Genomic DNA, 14,852 nt, shown 5'->3' with positions numbered 1-14,852 from the left:
TGTTCCAGCCGGAACACAACTGCTATAGTTCTGTTCCGTTCCGACCGGAACATAATTAGGGAGCGTACGGACATGAACCGACTGGCAGGCAAGACCGCGGTGATCACCGGCGGCGGCACCCGGGGCATCGGCCGGGCCACCGCGGCACGGCTGGTGGCCGAGGGCGCGCACGTGTTCATCACCGGCCGGCGCGAGGCCGAGCTGACGGAGGCGGTCGAGGCGATCGGGGAGGGCGTCACCGCGGTGCGGGGCGACATCACCGACCCCGGCGACCTGGATCGCCTCTACGAGACCGTCCGCGCGTACGGCCGCGGGCTGGACGTGCTGTTCGCCAACGCGGCCGCCGCCACGATCGCCACCATCGACACGATCAGCGTGGCGGAGCTGGACCGCGTCTTCGGCGTCAACGTCACCGGCACCATGCTGACCGTGCAGAAGGCGTTGCCGCTGCTCAACGACGGCGCCTCGGTGATCCTCAACGCGTCCACCGCGGCCGACAACGCCACGCTGGGCTTCGGTGCGTACTCGGCGTCCAAGGCGGCGATCCGGTCGTTCGCGCGCACCTGGGCCAACGAGCTCAAGGGCCGGGGCATCCGGGTCAACGCGATCTCGGCCGGCCCGACCGACACCAGCGGCATGGCGGAACTCGCGGAGCTCGCCGGCGTCGACGCCGCGGCCTTCAAGGCGAGCGAGGGGAGCCGGATCGCCATCGGCCGGCTGGGCCGCCCGGAGGAGATCGCCGCCGCGGTCGCGTTCCTCGCCTCAGCCGACAGCAGCTTCATGCTCGGCGCCAACCTCTACGTCGACGGCGGCGAGAATCAGATCTGACCGAACGCGGTCCACTCTCCCTCGGAGATCACCTCGACGGAGCCGTCGGCCACCCTGATGGCCGTCTGCTCGTCGATGGCGTACGCCGGGACGCCGAGGTCCGCCGCCCACCGCTGCGCGTGGGCCGGCGTGTTGGTGGGGAACGCGTTCAGATGCGGGAAGATCGAGAAGTCGACGACTCCCAGGGTGCGGTCGTCCGGCGCGGCCGCCCACTCCACGAAGTACGCGCCGATGCGCGGCGTCATCACCATGCTCCCGGCGCTCACGCCCACCCACACCGTGTCCGGCAGCGACGGCAGCAGGCCGGCCAGCCCGGACTCGCGCATCCAGTGACACAGGTACGTCGCGTCGCCGCCGTCGACCAGCAGCGCATCGGCCTCCCGCACCCACGGCACCCACCGCTCGGCACCGATCGTGGGCAGCGCCGTGAGCTCGAGGACGCCGAGCGAGCCCCAGCCCAGCCCGGTGAAGTGCCGCCAGTCGGGCTCGGCGGCCACCAGCCCGCGCACCGACGACGGCCCGCACGCCGGATGCCCCCACTGCGCCGTCGGTACGCACAGCGCACGGCACTCCGAGATCGGCTTGCCGAGCAGCTCCACGAGCGCCGCCCGGATGCTCGCGTTCGTGACACCCCCCGACGTGAGCAACAACTTCACGATGCCCCCACACTCACGTACGGCGAATGACGATTGGAGATCATGATAGTGCGGGAGGTGCTGGGGTAGAACACACCCGGTTGGGCCGGACCGGCCTGCGGGTGAGCCGGATCGGCCTGGGGTGCATGAGCTACGGGCGCCCCGAGGCCGGCATGCATCGGTGGACGCTGGCTCTGGAGGACGCCGTCGCCGCGCTCGGCCTGCGCCTGACCGGCGACGAGGTCACCGAGCTGGAGGCTCCGTACCGGCCGCAGGACAACTACTGGTGGTGAGCGGTCCCGCGCCCGCGGACCAGCGGCAGGAAGACCTCGTCGACGATCTCGGCGAGCACCTCGTCCGGGACGGCCGGGATGCCGCGCAGCGCGTACTCGCCGCGCAGCATCGTCATCGGCAGCGACGCGACCCGCGGATGGACTGCCTCCGGCGGGGCCTCGCCGCGGGCGACCGCCCTGCTCAGCACCGTGAACCAGGCCGCGTTCACGGCTCCGCCGCCGGCCTGGGAGCGCAGCGACTCCAGCAGGGCCGGCTCGTCCGCGGCGGCGGCGAGCAGGTCGCGCAGGATCGCGCCGACGGGTGACGACCACGTCGCGTTGGCCTGACGCAGCAGGTCGAGCGCGTCGTCGCGGAGGCTGCCGGTGTCCGGGACCGGCGTGCGGTCGCGCGCCAGCCGCTTGTAGGCCGCGATGCCGAGGGCGGCACGCTGCGGCCAGCGGCGGTAGATCGCGTTCTTGTTCGTGCCGGCCCGCCGGGCCACCCGGTCCATGGTCATGCCGGCGTAGCCGGAGTCGGTCAGCTCCTCCGCGGCCGCGCGCAGGATCGCGTCCTCCAGTTCCGCGCCGCGCCGCCGCTGCCCCTCCGCCACGGTACGCATCGTACGCTATTTGATGTACGGTACCGGCCGTACCCTATTGGAGGTAGTCATGCGCGCCTGGGGCGTCACCTACGACACCGGCTTCACCCACCTCGGCACCACCACGCACGAGCCGTTCGACCCCGGCGTCGTGGCCGCGGACATGCGGATCATCCGCGAGGAACTGCGCGCCGACGCCGTGCGCGTCACCGGCGGCGTCGCCGACCGCCTGGAGGTGGCCGCCGAGCACGCGGCCGCGGCCGGCCTGGAGGTCTGGTACTGCCCGTTCACCAACGACCTGACCACCGACGAACTGCTGGCGTTCCTGCTGGACGCGGCCGAGCGCGCCGAGCGCGTCCGGCGGCGGGGCGCGGACGTGCGCTTCCTCGCCGGTTCGGAGATCAGCCTGATGACGATCGGGCTGATGCCCGGCCGCACGCTGACCGAGCGGGCCGCCGCCGTCGCCGACCCGGCGCGGCTGCGCGAGACCCTCCCGGACGTGCAGCGGCGCACCAACGCGCTGCTGTCCCGCGCCGCCGCGGGCGCCCGGGCCCGGTTCGGCGGCCCGATAGGGTACGCATCGCTCCCTATGGAGGCGGTCGACTGGACGCCCTTCGACTTCATCGCCACCGACGCCGGCTACCGCGACGCCACCAACGCCGCCGCGCTGCCCGCGAACCTCGCCGCCATGGCCGCGCTCGGCAAGCCGTTCGCCGTCACCGAGTTCGGCTGCGCCGCCTTCACCGGCGCCGCCGCCCGGGGCAGCCGCAGCGACATCATCGGCTACGACGAACGCACCGCGCGCCCCGTCCGGCTCACCGAGACCGTCACCCGCGACGAGGCCGAACAGGCCACCTACCTGCGCGAGCTCCTCGACGTCTTCGACGCCGGCGGCGTGGACACCGCGTTCGTCCAGACCTTCGCCGCCCGCCACCTGCCCACCTCCGACGACCCGGCGCACGACTTCGACCTCGCCAGCTTCGGCATCGTCCGCGTCCTGCCGCCGGGCCGCACCGGCACCACCCACCCGGGCATGCCGTGGGAGCCGAAGGCCGCCTTCCACGCCCTCGCCGAGTACGGCCGCACCCGGCTGAAGCCGCGCTGAAGCCGGGCGGTGTTTCGCTGAGCATCCGCCCAGAGACAGGAGCCGAGATGGACAAGAGGACATGGGCATCCGTGATCGCCGCGACCGCCGGGCTCGCCGCCGGCCTGACGTCACCCGCGACGGCGGCATCGCGAGCCGCCGACGCGCCGGTCGGGGAGGTGCGCAACACCAGTGAGATCTCGGTCGGTGCCATCCAGGCCAAGGACGGCAGCTACAGGCACGGGACGTACGACGACCTGATCCCACCCGGCCGGTTCTCCGGCTACGCGTCCACCGCGGGCGTCTACGTGGGACCGGGATGGTGCATTCGAATCCGGTACTGGACGAGCGGGACCGAGCAGAATCCGCCGCAGCCGCATCAACTCGGCGACCCCCGCATCTACCAGGGTGGGGACCGCGGCCAGCAGGTGTGGTTCCAGGGCGGCATCGGGGCGGACGTGCGGGCGCTGCGCTCCACGCACGCCGACTGCCACCCCGCCTGACGGCCGTCTGCCCCTACTGGACCGACAGGGCCGCCTCGACCACGGCCGCGCAGTGCAGCCGGGTCGAGGCGAAGACGGGAACGTCGCTGTCGGACTGGTCGACCAGCAGCTCGATCTCCGTGCACCCGTAGACGACGCCGTCCGCGCCGGCCGAGACCAGCCGCCGGATCACCCCCCGGTACGCCGCCCGGGACTCCGGCCGCACGATGCCCACGCACAGCTCGCCGTAGATGATGTCGTTGACCAGCCGCTGGTCCTGCGCGTTCGGCCGCAGCACGCGCAGCCCGTGCGTGGCCAGCCGGTCGGCCAGGAACGACTCCGCCATGGTGAACCGCGTGCCCAGCAGCCCGACCGTGGTCACGCCCGCGGCCAGCGCGGCCTCGGCGGTCGCGTCCGCGATGTGCAGCAGCGGGATGCGCACGTGCGACTGCACCTCGCCGGCCACCTTGTGCATCGTGTTCGTGCACAGCGCCAGCAGCTCGGCGCCGCCCGCCTCCAGCGCCCGTGCGGCCGTGCCCAGCTCCGCCGCCGCGTCGCTCCACCGGCCGTCCGCCTGCATCCGCTCGATCGACGCGAAGTCCACCGAGTACAGCAGGCAGCGCGCGGAGTGCAGCCCGCCCAGCCGCTCCGCCACCATCTCGTTGATCAGCCGGTAGTACTCCGCCGTCGACTGCCAACTCATTCCACCGATCAGCCCGATCAACCGCATCATCGGAGCGTAACCGCGCCGGCCGCTGGTACCCAGGTACCAGCGGCCCGGATCAGGTGTGGCCCGCGGTACCACGATCACCGGCCGCCGCGCTCATAGCGTGAATCCCATGGGAATCACCGAACGAGGAGCGGCGGCATGATCGAGGTGCGGCAGGTCACCAAACGGTACGGACCGAAGACCGCGGTGGACGGGCTGACGTTCACGGCGCAGCCGGGCCAGGTCACCGGGTTCCTGGGGCCGAACGGGGCCGGCAAGTCGACCACCATGCGCATGATCATCGGGCTGGACGAGCCCACCGAGGGTACGGTCCGGGTCAACGGCCGGCGCTACCGCGAGCACGCCGCGCCGCTGCGCGAGATCGGCGCCCTGCTGGAGGCGCGGTCGGTGCACCCGGGGCGCAGCGCGCGCAGTCACCTGCTCGGGCTGGCCCGCACGCACGGCATCCCGCGCCAGCGGGTCGACGAGGTGCTGGAGCTGTCCGGGCTGACCGCGGTCGCGGGCAAGCGGGCCGGCGCGTTCTCGCTCGGCATGGGACAGCGGCTCGGCATCGCGGCCGCGCTGCTCGGCGACCCGGCCGTGGTCATGCTGGACGAGCCGGTCAACGGGCTGGACCCGGAGGGCGTGCTGTGGGTGCGCGGCCTGCTCGGCAGCCTGGCCGCGGAGGGCCGCACCGTGATGCTCTCCTCGCACCTGATGGCGGAGACCGCGCTGATCGCGGACCACCTGGTGGTGGTCGGCAAGGGCCGGCTGCTCGCCGACACGAGCGTCAAAGACCTGATCAACAGCGCCGGCACCGAGGTACGGGTCGGCAGCGACGAGGCCGACCGGCTGCGCGGCCTGCTGGCCCGCCCGGGCGTGAGCGTGGCCTCGTCGATCGAGGGCGAGCTGGACGTCACCGGCATGGACGCGCGCGAGATCGGCGCGATCGCGAGCGCGCACGGCGTGCCGCTCTACCAGCTCACCACGCGTACCGCCTCGCTGGAGGACGCGTTCATGGACCTGACCAGAGACAGCATCGAGTACGGGAGCGTGCCCGCATGAACGAGCTTGCGAGTGAATCATCGGCTCGGCGCCGACCACGCCGGAACCGCGGCCTGAAGGGTGGCCCGGCATGAGCGAGCTTGCGAGTGAATCATCGGCTCAGCGCCGACCACGCCGGAACCGCGGCCTGAAGGGTGGCCCGGCATGAGCGAGCTTGCGAGTGAATCATCGGCTCGGCGCCGACCACGCCGGAACCGCGGCCTGAAGGGTGGCCCGGCATGAGCGAGCTTGCGAGTGAATCATCGGCTCAGCGCCGACCACGCCGGAACGATGGACTGAAGGGAAGCCTGGCATGACTCAGCTTGCGACCGAATACGTCGGCTCGGCGCCGGCCACGCCGGAACCGCGGCCGCACGGGACGCCCGGCCGGAAACTTACCTTCGGCGGCGTGTTCGCGGGGGAGTGGACCAAGTTCTGGTCGCTGCGCTCCACCTGGATCACGCTGAGCACCTCACTGCTGCTGCTCGGCGCGCTCGGCGTGATCGCCGCGCTCGCCTACTCGCCCGCCACCGGGGGCGAGGTCGGCCCGCCCGGGCCGCTCGGGCCGGAGGGCGCGGACGCGGTCTCGATCGCGATCTCCGGCACCACGTTCGCGTCGCTGGCGCTCGGCGTGCTCGGCGTGCTGGTGAGTGCGGGCGAGTACACCACCGGCCTGATCCGGGCCACGCTCACGGCCGTACCGTCGCGGCTTCCGGTCCTCTGGGCGAAGGCCCTGCTCTACGGCCCGATCGCGCTGGTCGTGGGCGCGGTGGGCGCGTTCGCCGCGTTCGCGATCGGCCTGCCCGTCCTGGACGGCGAGACGGTCGCGATGGGCTTCGGCGACGAGAACGTGCTGCGCAGCCTGTTCGGCACCGGTCTCTACCTGGGTGGCGTGGGCGTGCTCGGGGTGGCGCTGGGCATGCTGGTGCGCTCCAGCGCGGGCGGCATCGCGATCCTCGCCGGTGGCCTGCTGATCCTGCCCGGCCTGGCGACGCTGCTGCCGTCCGACTGGTACGACGCGATCGACGGCTATCTGCCCTCGAACGCGGGCTCCGAGATCATGTCGACCACCTCGGACCGGCCGTGGACCGGACTGGCCATCTTCGGCGGCTGGGTGGCCGTCACGCTCGCCGCGGCCGCGTACCGCCTGGTGAAGACGGACGCATAGGTCAGAATGGGTGCGATGAGCGACACCTGGCTGCTGCGGGCGCAGCAGAGGCTGGCCGCCGCCGTCCGGCGGCGGCCCTGGGTGCTGGACCTGCTGGTGATGGTCCCGGTGATCCTGTCCGGCCTGCGCGACGTGTACGGCGACGAGCGGGCCTCGGCCGGCGGCCCGTTCGGCGACCAGCAACTCGGCACGCTCCCGCCGGGCGTCACGGCGGTGCTGGTCGCCGTCATGGTGGTCGCGCTCTGGTGGCGCCGGCGCGCCCCGGGCGTCGTCCTGGCGATCATCCTCGCGGTCACGTTCGGCAGCTGGCTGGCCGGTGCGTGGCTGCAGGCCGGGATGGCGATGCTGCTGGCGCTGTACGCGGTGGCCCGCTACGGCAACCTGCGCACGCTGGCGTGGGCCTGCGCCGGCACCGCGGTCGTCGTGGTGACCGGGCTGTTCGCGCTGCTGTCGGTCTCGCACCCGTGGCACGCCGGATTCTTCATGCTCGGTACGGCTACCGCCGCGGTGGCGCTCGCGCTGACCGTGCGCACCCGCGCGGCGTACCTGGCCGCGCTCGAGGACCGGGCCCGTCGCCTGGAGGTCGAGCGCGACCAGCGGGAACGCCTCACCGCCGCGACCGAGCGCTCCCGCGTCGCCCGCGAGATGCACGACATCGTCGGCCACAACCTGTCCGTGATGATCGGCCTCGCCGACGGTGGCGCCGTGCTGGCGGCCAGCCGCGGCGAGTCCACCGCGGAGCCGCTGCGCCTGATCGGCGAGACCGGCCGCCAGGCGCTCGGCGAACTGCGCCGCGTGCTCGGCGTGCTGCGCGACGGCACCACCGACGCCCGGCTCAGCCCGCAGCCCGGCGTGGCCGACCTCGACGACCTGGTGCGCCGCGTGCGCGCGGCCGGTCTCGACGTCGACTACCGCACCGACGGCGACATCGGCGCGTTCGGCGACGGCCTTCAGCTGACCGTCTACCGCATCGTCCAGGAGGCGCTGACCAACACGCTGAAGCACGCGGGCGCCGGATCCGCCGCCACCGTCACCGTGAGCGCGGCCGGCGACCGCACGGTACGGGTACGGGTGCGCGACACCGGCCCGGCGCCCGGGTTCGTCGCGGCGGCCGCGGACGAGCCGGGCCACGGCCTGACCGGCATCCGGGAGCGGGCCGGCCTCTACGGCGGCGAGGTGGTCGCCGGCCGCGACGACGCCGGCGGCTGGCGGATCGAGGCGCTGCTGCACGACCGCCCGGCGGCGCTGGCATGACCACGGTCCTCATCGTGGACGACCAGCCGTTGCAGCGCCTCGGCTTCCGGATGCTGCTGGAGGGCACGCCCGGGATGTCGTCGGTCGGCGAGGCCGGGCACGGCGCGGAGGCGGTCCGGATGGCCGGGGAACTGCGGCCGGACGTGGTGCTGATGGACGTGCGCATGCCGGGCATGGACGGCATCGAGGCCACCCGCCGGATCGTGGCGGTCGGCGGCCGTACCCGGGTGCTGATTTTGACCACGTTCGACCTGGACGAGTACGTCTATGCCGGCCTGCGCGCCGGCGCCAGCGGCTTCCTGCTGAAGGACGCCCGCCCGGAGGAGCTGATCGCCGGCATCCGCGCGGTCGACGCCGGCGACGCCGTGGTCGCGCCGCGGCTGACCCGGCGGCTGATGGAGGCGTACACCCGGGACGCCGGCGCCGCGCCCGTGGATGACCCGCGGCTGGCCACGCTGAGCGAGCGGGAGCACGAGGTCCTGGTCGCCGTCGGCCGCGGCTGGACCAACACCGAGATCGCCGAACGCCTGGTGCTCACCGAGTCCACCGTGAAGAAGCACGTCGGCCGCGTCCTCGCCAAGCTGCACGCCCGGGACCGCGTCCAGGCCGTCATCATCGCGTACGACACCGGCCTGGTCCGCCCCGGCGAGAGCTGATCACGGCCGGCCGGTGACGCCGTCCAGGACCGTGGTCAGGTTGCGGGTGAACGTGTCCTCCGCGTCGAGGTGCGCGCCGTCGGCCACCAGCCGCGCGACCGTGGGGTAGCGGCCGGTGTCCAGCATCCGGGCCAGGTAGGGACCGAGGCCGGCCTGCCAGGTACTCAGGTCGGTGCCGGTGGCGCGCGCGGCGCGGCGCTCGGTGATCTCGGCGCGGATCGCCCCGATCATGAACGCGTTGAGCGCGCCCAGGGCCCGCTGGAGGTCGTCGAGGTCGCGCACGCCGGGGGCCCGGCTGAGCGCGGCCGCGGTCGTCTCACCCACGGCGAGCGCGTGCGGCCCCAGGTGCGGGCGCCCGCCGAGCAGGTCGGCGAACCACTCGTGCGCGAGGGCGGCGCGACGGGTCCGGTGCACGACGGCCAGGACCGTCGCGCGCCACTCGCCGGTCTCGCTGGTCCCGCCGATCTCCTCGTAGACCCTGTCGACCATCAGGTCGAGCAGCTCGGAGCGGTTGGTGACGTAGTCGTAGAGGCGCATCGGGCCGACGCCGAGCTCCTTGGCGAGCCGGCGCACGGACAGCCCGTCGAGCCCGTCCGCGTCGGCCAGCCGGATCGCGGTGGCGGCGATCGTGGCGCGGCTCAGCGGCACCGGTGCCGCCCGCGGCCGGGGTTCGGGCCGTTCCCACACCGGCACCGCCGCGCTACCGTACGACGTATCCATGTAATACATCGTACGGCAACGGGGGTTGATCATGCGGATCGCGATCGCCGGCGGCGGCCTCGGCGGCCTGACGCTGGCCCTGATCCTGCACCGGCACGGCATCGCGGCGACCGTGTACGAACGCGAGCCGAGCCGGTCCGCGCGGTCCCAGGGCGGCATGCTCGACCTGCACCCGGAGTCCGGGCAGCGCGCGCTGGCCGCCGCGGGCCTGACCGCCCGGTTCCGGTCCGCGGCGCGGCCCGAGGGGGAGGAGCACCGCATCCTCGACCCGCACGGCCGCACGCTCGTGCACCACGTCCCGGAGCCCGACTCGTTCTCCGGCCGTCCCGAGATCGACCGGCGGGTGCTGCGCTGCTGCGCGACCTGCTGCTCGACTCGCTCCCCGGCGACGTGGTGGCGTGGGGCCACCGACTCGCGACGGTCACCCCGCGCGACGGCCGCGGCTTCGCGCTGACCTTCGACGACGGCCGCCGCGCCGACTGCGACCTGCTCGTCGGCGCGGACGGCGCGCGCTCGGCCGTCCGCCCGCTGCTGACCGACGCGCGGCCGTCCTACGTGGCCACGCTGGTGGAGCTGACCGTCCGCGATGTGGACCGCCGCCACCCGGACCTCGCCGACCTGGTCGGCCCCGGGAACCTCTGGTGCGTCGGGGCGAACCGGATCCTCGCCGCGCAACGCCTCGGCGACGGGGACCTCCGCGTCGGGATCTCCTCGCGCGCCGAGCACCGGCTGCACGGCAAGCGGGAGTTGCTGGCTCTGTTCGACGGGTGGGACGCGCGCCTCACCGCCCTGATCGACGCCGCCGACGACGCCCCGGTGCCGCGCCGGATCGAGGCCCTGCCCATCGGTACGCGCTGGACCCACCGCCCCGGCCGCACGCTCATCGGCGACGCCGCGCACCTGATGCCGCCGGTCGGCGAGGGCGCCAACCAGGCCATGCTGGACGCCGCCGACCTGGCCGCCGCGCTCGCCGCCGACCCCGCCGACCCGGACGCGGCGATCCGGTCCTACGAGGCGGCGATGTTCGCCCGCACCCGCCCGATCGCCGAGATGTCCGCGCGCGTCCAGGCCATGATGCTCTCGCCGACCGCGGCCGACGACCTCACCCGCTTCTTCGCCACCGGCCCCACCGGCTGACCGTGGCGTGTTGCCCGGCGTCGATACGCTCGACTGATGGCGGGGGACCTGACGCCCGAGGCGGTGGCCACCGAGCGCCGGTTCGGCGCGCTCGTCACCGTGCACGAGCCGCCCGGCCCGGTCGTCCCGATCGCGATGACGCTGGCCGGCCTCGCGTTCTACGGCACCATGGTCGTCATGATCGCGCGGACCAGCGAGGTCTCGGCCATCGTGCACTGGTGGGCCGCGTTCGTCGGCGCGGGCATCCTGGTCGGCGTGACCGTCGAGGAGGTGTCGCGCGGCCGTCGCCGGAACCGCCCGCACCTCTACGAGTTCACCCACGGCCTGGTGCGCGCCCACCGTGGCACGATCACCGCCTACGCCTGGGACGACCTGGAGTACGTGGAGCGCGCCACCTACCACCACGGCGCCCAGGGCACCGGAAGCTGGTCGTACGCCACCGTGCTCCGCCTGCGCGACGGCACCGGCGAGGTCGACATCCTCGCACCCCTGGACGGCGTGGCCGGCCGCATCGCGGACGCCGCGCTGATCCGCGCCCGCGACTCCCTGCTCCACGGCACCCCCGTCCACTTCGGCGCGATCACCGCCGGACCCGGCGGTCTCACGATCGGCGACGAGTTCCTGCCCTGGCGCGACCTCGATCGCGTCGACGTCGGTCGCCGATTCGTCGAGATTCGCCGCGCCGGCCATCGCAGACCCTGGAGATCGCTGCCGATCGGCGACGTGCCCGACTCCCGCGCACTGGCCTCGCTGATCCACGAGAACACGTCGGCGAGGGATGGCTGCCGATCGCGCCGCGACCCGGCTGGGCCCCGTTCCCGGCGGAGGTGCACCGCCTGAGACGCGCCGCCGGGCCTTTCCCTGACCGTGGGCCGCGGGCGGGCGGCCGGTGCTCGACCGGTGAGCCACGGGGCGCGGGTCAGGCGTGGCCGAGCGCGGCGAGGATTCGGGCGGAGCGGTTGCCCGGGTGCGCGGCCAGCCGGTCCAGCAGCACGCCGGTGTCCTCCGGCCAGTCCGGGCCCGGGCGCAGCACCGTGCCCGCCGGCACCTCGTCCGGCCGGTCGTCGAGCCGCACACCGCGTACCCGCTGGTGGTCTATGCCCTGGGCGATCAACGCGTCGCCGCCGGCGAAGCGCGAGCGCGTGCCCGTGGTCAGATGCGGGTATGCGAGCGCGACCTCGTGCGTGACCAGCAGGGCGAGCAGCAGGTCGTCGGTCCGGGTCTCCCGGCGCTCCGCGCGCGCCCGCTCGTCGGCCTCCAGCCGGATCCACATGACCGGGTGATCCGCGTGGTTGACCTCGCGGGCGAGCACGGAGAACAGCAGCCGGTCGCGCCAGCCACGGCCCCGGTAGCGTACCCGGCCGATCAGCGCGTCCCGGGCCGGTCGCAGCTCGGGCGCCACCCGGTCCGGCAGCCGTGGCACCCGCCCGGTCCGGGCCGCCTCCCGGATCTCGCCCGGTGCCACGCCGCAGTCGCGGATCACCGCGGACGCGTCCGACACCGGATTCGCCAGCAGCGCGGCCAGCAGCGCCACGCGCGAGTCGTCCGGGCTGTCGCGCAGCGCCTCGGCCGCCGCGGCGGAGAGCGGTATGACCTGGTCGGTGACGGTGTCGCGGACCTTCGGGCAGTCGTCGAACGGTCCTCGGCGCGGCTCCGCGTCCGGGTCCCACATCGGCCCCGTCTCCGGCTCCGCCGACACGCGACCCGGCGTGCGCGCCACCGCCAGGATCACCCGCGCCGAGATGTCGAACGCGTCCAGCAGCGGCGCGACCTCCTTGTCGCCCGCGATCGACCACAGCAGCAGAGCGGTGCCGATCGGTCCGTTCGCCACCCCGCGCACCCGGTGCAGCGAGTCGGTGAGGCGCTTGCCGACCGTCATCTCCTCGGTCATGTCCACTCCCGGTTCCGTGTTCTCCGACATCGAAGATCACGGTATGGGTGGCGCGGCGCCCGTCCGTCGGCCCGGAAGCGGAAATCCGCCTCTATCGCGGGGTATAGGGCTCAGCGCTAGCCGTCCTCCGTCACCGCGGACGGGACCCCGCCGGAGCAGGTCACGGTCATCGTGACGTAGCGGTTCCCGTGCCGGAACACGATCTCCGCGGCATCGGCCGGGCCGGGGCTCACCGACTGTTCCTTGTAGGGCTTGGTCGCGGCGTAGGACAGCAACCGGGCCTGGCCGGCGGTGGTGCAGGTGGCCTCGACGGTGCCCGCGTGGGAGGTGAGCGTGCGCTGTTGGGGTTCCGGCTCCGGCTCGGGTTCCGGCTCGGGCTCCGGTTCCGGGCCCGGGCCGGCGGGCGGTGCGGTGGTGGCGGCGGGCCCTCCCTGGGGCCGGTTCGGGTCGGTGCGGGTCGCGCCGGCGGAGGACTGCGCGGCGGTGCCGCCCGGTGCGGACTTCGCGGGATCGGGGACGGCACCGGGGACCGGGCCGGTCTGGGCGCCGCCGGTGAGCGGATCGGTGGTGGCGCCGGGCTGGGGGGCCGCGGTCGGCGGCGCGGCGGCGGAGCCGGAGGGGAGCGTGGGGGTGGCGCCGGGGGTGTCGCCGGTGGTGAGGAGGGCGGCGGCCAGTCCGGTGGCGGCGAGGAGCGCGACCGCTCCGGCCACGATCGCGACCCTGCGGCGGCGTGTGGCCCGGGGGCGCCTGCCGTGCGGGATCTGTGCGGATTCGTCGTGCGGGGTGTGGGCGGCGCCGCCGTCTGCGGCGTGTGCCGCGCTGCCGTCGGCGGCGTCGGTCGCTCGGCCGTCCGGGGCGTGAGCCGCGCCGTCCCTCGCGGCGTCGGCTGCCCAGCCGTGCGTGGCGTGTGCCGCCCAGCCATCCGCGGCGTGTGCCGCCCAGCCATCGGCGCCGGCTGCCGCGCCGCCGCTCGCGGCGTGCGCGGGGTTGCCGTCGGCGGCGTCGGCCGCCCGGCCGCCCGCGGCGTCGGCCGCCCGGCCGCCCGCGGCGTCGGCCGCCCGGCCGCCCGCGGCGTCGGCTGCCCGGCCGCCTCCGGCGTGGGCTGCCCAGCCATCGGCGGCATGTGCGGCTCCGCTGTCCGCGGCATGTGCCGCGCCGCCGCCCGCGGCGTGCGCTGCGTCGCCCTCCGCGGGGTCAGCCGGCCATTCGTCCGCCGCGTCTGCCGAGGCGGCCTCGGCCACCCGGGCTTCCACCGCCGGTGGTGCGGTCGTCTCGTCCGGCGGGGCGGGCTCCTCCGTCACGACCCGGATGCCCGCGGCCCGCGCCAGCACGATGGCCGCCTCCCGCGCGGTCGGCCGCCCCACCGGGTCCTTGCGCAGGCACCGCCGGCACAGGTCGACGACGGCCGGCGGCACGTGCGGCAGCGGCGGCAGCGGATCCGGCTCCGTGTAGACGTGCGCGTCCAGCATCTCGGTGATGCTCTCCGCCGTCCACGGCGCACGCCCCGAGATCAGCAGGTAGAGCAGCACGCCGAGCGCGTACACGTCCGTGGCCGGATAGACGCCGTCGCCGGTCAGCCGCTCCGGCGCGATGTACCCGGGCGTGCCGACCGGCACCTCCACCGGCCCGCCGCCGCTGCCGGGCGTCGCGATCGCCGCGATGCCGAAGTCGACCACCTTCGCGCCCTGCCGGGTGAGCATCACGTTCGCGGGCTTGATGTCGCGGTGGACGAGCCCTTCCTCGTGCGCCGCCGTCAGCGCCGCCGCGATCTCCGCGCAGCAGCGCAGCGCCGCGTCCAGCGGCAACGGCTCGGTGCGCAGCCGGCGGGCCAGCGTCACGCCGCTGACCAGCTCCATCACCACGTACGGCAGGACGTCGTCGCCGTCCGGCACCTCGCCGAAGTCGTACACCTGCGCGATGTTCGGATGGGACAGTCGCGCCGCCGCCCGCGCCTCCTCGCGGATGCGCCCCCGGGCGCCGGGATCGGCCGCGTACTCCCCGTCCAGCACCTTCACGGCCACGGCGCGGCCGAGGACCTCGTCGTAGGCGCGCCAGACGACCGCCATGCCGCCGCGGCCCACCTCACCGTCCAGCCGATATCGTCCACCGAGGACCTGGTACTCCCGCACCGCGCCAGTCTTCCGGCATCGACACCCGCCGACAACTCGACCATCCGGAAGCCACGCGCAGGTGGCAGGGCTCCGATCATCCGGACGACGTACATCCATGGCCATCCAGCCCACCATCCGGTACGAACGGTGGGCTGAGCCGTTGCAACTTCCATCGAGCGGGATTCACGCCGGCGCTACGACCTCGATGCCATGGCGCGACGAGCCCCGCAGGGCGGCCGGGTGCCCGCGCGCCCGGCCCCGG

Annotated in this window: 17 protein-coding genes; 11 read left to right on the top strand and 6 right to left on the bottom strand. The window is 74.3% G+C overall.

The window, feature by feature from the left end; genetic code table 11:
- Nucleotides 1-72: 72 nt before the first annotated feature.
- On the top strand, nucleotides 73-828 hold the full coding sequence (locus J2S41_RS15690; RefSeq protein ID WP_310368427.1) for an SDR family NAD(P)-dependent oxidoreductase: 756 nt from the start codon (nucleotides 73-75) through the stop codon (nucleotides 826-828).
- Here J2S41_RS15690 and J2S41_RS15685 read toward each other — a convergent pair.
- A complete protein-coding gene (locus tag J2S41_RS15685; RefSeq protein ID WP_310368426.1) occupies nucleotides 819-1,484 on the bottom strand; it encodes a Type 1 glutamine amidotransferase-like domain-containing protein in 666 nt (221 codons plus the stop codon). The two genes, J2S41_RS15690 and J2S41_RS15685, sit on opposite strands and share 10 nt — an antisense overlap.
- A gap of 125 nt (nucleotides 1,485-1,609) precedes the next feature.
- Between J2S41_RS15685 and J2S41_RS15680 the strand changes: the two genes are divergently transcribed.
- Entirely contained in the window at nucleotides 1,610-1,756 is a 147-nt protein-coding gene (locus J2S41_RS15680) for a hypothetical protein (protein WP_310368425.1), read from the top strand.
- On the opposite strand, the gene J2S41_RS15675 is transcribed toward J2S41_RS15680, so the two are convergent.
- Nucleotides 1,744-2,346 (bottom strand): TetR/AcrR family transcriptional regulator, encoded by a 603-nt coding sequence (locus J2S41_RS15675; RefSeq protein ID WP_310368423.1) that lies wholly within the window; start codon nucleotides 2,344-2,346, stop codon nucleotides 1,744-1,746. The genes J2S41_RS15680 and J2S41_RS15675 overlap by 13 nt on opposite strands.
- A 58-nt stretch (nucleotides 2,347-2,404) precedes the next feature.
- On the opposite strand from J2S41_RS15675, the gene J2S41_RS15670 reads away from it, so the two are divergent.
- Entirely contained in the window at nucleotides 2,405-3,439 is a 1,035-nt protein-coding gene (locus J2S41_RS15670; RefSeq protein ID WP_310368421.1) for a hypothetical protein, read from the top strand.
- A 47-nt stretch (nucleotides 3,440-3,486) separates the two neighbouring features.
- The gene (locus J2S41_RS15665) at nucleotides 3,487-3,921 is read left to right on the top strand and encodes a hypothetical protein (RefSeq protein WP_310368419.1); all 435 of its coding nucleotides are present in this window, start codon (nucleotides 3,487-3,489) and stop codon (nucleotides 3,919-3,921) included.
- 13 nt (nucleotides 3,922-3,934) lie between these two features.
- On the opposite strand, the gene J2S41_RS15660 is transcribed toward J2S41_RS15665, so the two are convergent.
- Complete coding sequence (locus tag J2S41_RS15660) at nucleotides 3,935-4,630, bottom strand: aspartate/glutamate racemase family protein (protein ID WP_310368418.1); 696 nt, start codon at nucleotides 4,628-4,630, stop codon at nucleotides 3,935-3,937.
- A 138-nt stretch (nucleotides 4,631-4,768) separates the two neighbouring features.
- Between J2S41_RS15660 and J2S41_RS15655 the strand changes: the two genes are divergently transcribed.
- The 4 genes from J2S41_RS15655 to J2S41_RS15640 all read left to right on the top strand — a co-directional run bounded on the left by J2S41_RS15655 (nucleotide 4,769) and on the right by J2S41_RS15640 (nucleotide 8,731).
- Nucleotides 4,769-5,674: an ABC transporter ATP-binding protein gene (locus tag J2S41_RS15655; RefSeq protein ID WP_310368417.1), complete on the top strand. Its 906-nt coding sequence runs from the start codon at nucleotides 4,769-4,771 to the stop codon at nucleotides 5,672-5,674.
- 292 nt (nucleotides 5,675-5,966) lie between these two features.
- Nucleotides 5,967-6,821 carry an ABC-2 transporter permease gene (locus tag J2S41_RS15650; RefSeq protein ID WP_310368415.1) on the top strand — a complete coding sequence of 285 codons (855 nt, stop codon included), beginning with the start codon at nucleotides 5,967-5,969 and terminating at the stop codon, nucleotides 6,819-6,821.
- Nucleotides 6,822-6,836: 15 nt separating this feature from the next.
- Nucleotides 6,837-8,075, top strand: a complete 1,239-nt coding sequence (locus J2S41_RS15645) for a sensor histidine kinase (protein WP_310368412.1) — start codon at nucleotides 6,837-6,839, stop codon at nucleotides 8,073-8,075.
- Nucleotides 8,072-8,731 carry a response regulator gene (locus tag J2S41_RS15640; RefSeq protein ID WP_310368410.1) on the top strand — a complete coding sequence of 220 codons (660 nt, stop codon included), beginning with the start codon at nucleotides 8,072-8,074 and terminating at the stop codon, nucleotides 8,729-8,731. Before J2S41_RS15645 ends, J2S41_RS15640 begins: the two co-directional genes overlap by 4 nt.
- Here the strand turns inward: J2S41_RS15640 and J2S41_RS15635 are convergent, their stop codons facing one another.
- The gene (locus J2S41_RS15635; RefSeq protein WP_310368408.1) at nucleotides 8,732-9,451 is read right to left on the bottom strand and encodes a TetR/AcrR family transcriptional regulator; all 720 of its coding nucleotides are present in this window, start codon (nucleotides 9,449-9,451) and stop codon (nucleotides 8,732-8,734) included. It lies immediately after the preceding gene.
- Nucleotides 9,452-9,482: 31 nt separating this feature from the next.
- Here J2S41_RS15635 and J2S41_RS15630 point away from each other — a divergent pair, with 31 nt between their 5' ends.
- Genes J2S41_RS15630 through J2S41_RS15620 form a run of 3 tightly spaced genes read left to right on the top strand, consistent with a single transcriptional unit; the run spans nucleotide 9,483 to nucleotide 11,428 of the window.
- Nucleotides 9,483-9,905, top strand: a complete 423-nt coding sequence (locus tag J2S41_RS15630) for an FAD-dependent monooxygenase (protein ID WP_310368406.1) — start codon at nucleotides 9,483-9,485, stop codon at nucleotides 9,903-9,905.
- Entirely contained in the window at nucleotides 9,842-10,588 is a 747-nt protein-coding gene (locus tag J2S41_RS15625; protein ID WP_310368404.1) for an FAD-dependent oxidoreductase, read from the top strand. Before J2S41_RS15630 ends, J2S41_RS15625 begins: the two co-directional genes overlap by 64 nt.
- A 36-nt stretch (nucleotides 10,589-10,624) precedes the next feature.
- Entirely contained in the window at nucleotides 10,625-11,428 is an 804-nt protein-coding gene (locus tag J2S41_RS15620; protein ID WP_310368402.1) for a DUF6585 family protein, read from the top strand.
- 79 nt (nucleotides 11,429-11,507) lie between these two features.
- Here J2S41_RS15620 and J2S41_RS15615 read toward each other — a convergent pair whose 3' ends face one another.
- Nucleotides 11,508-12,509 (bottom strand): hypothetical protein, encoded by a 1,002-nt coding sequence (locus J2S41_RS15615; RefSeq protein WP_310368400.1) that lies wholly within the window; start codon nucleotides 12,507-12,509, stop codon nucleotides 11,508-11,510.
- 86 nt (nucleotides 12,510-12,595) lie between these two features.
- The gene (locus tag J2S41_RS15610; RefSeq protein ID WP_310368399.1) at nucleotides 12,596-14,608 is read right to left on the bottom strand and encodes a serine/threonine-protein kinase; all 2,013 of its coding nucleotides are present in this window, start codon (nucleotides 14,606-14,608) and stop codon (nucleotides 12,596-12,598) included.
- Nucleotides 14,609-14,852 lie beyond the last annotated feature (244 nt).

This window comes from Catenuloplanes atrovinosus (genome assembly GCF_031458235.1).
Lineage (GTDB): Bacteria > Actinomycetota > Actinomycetes > Mycobacteriales > Micromonosporaceae > Catenuloplanes > Catenuloplanes atrovinosus.
Note: the sequence above shows the minus strand (reverse complement) of the source record. Positions and strands in the feature narration are given on the sequence as shown.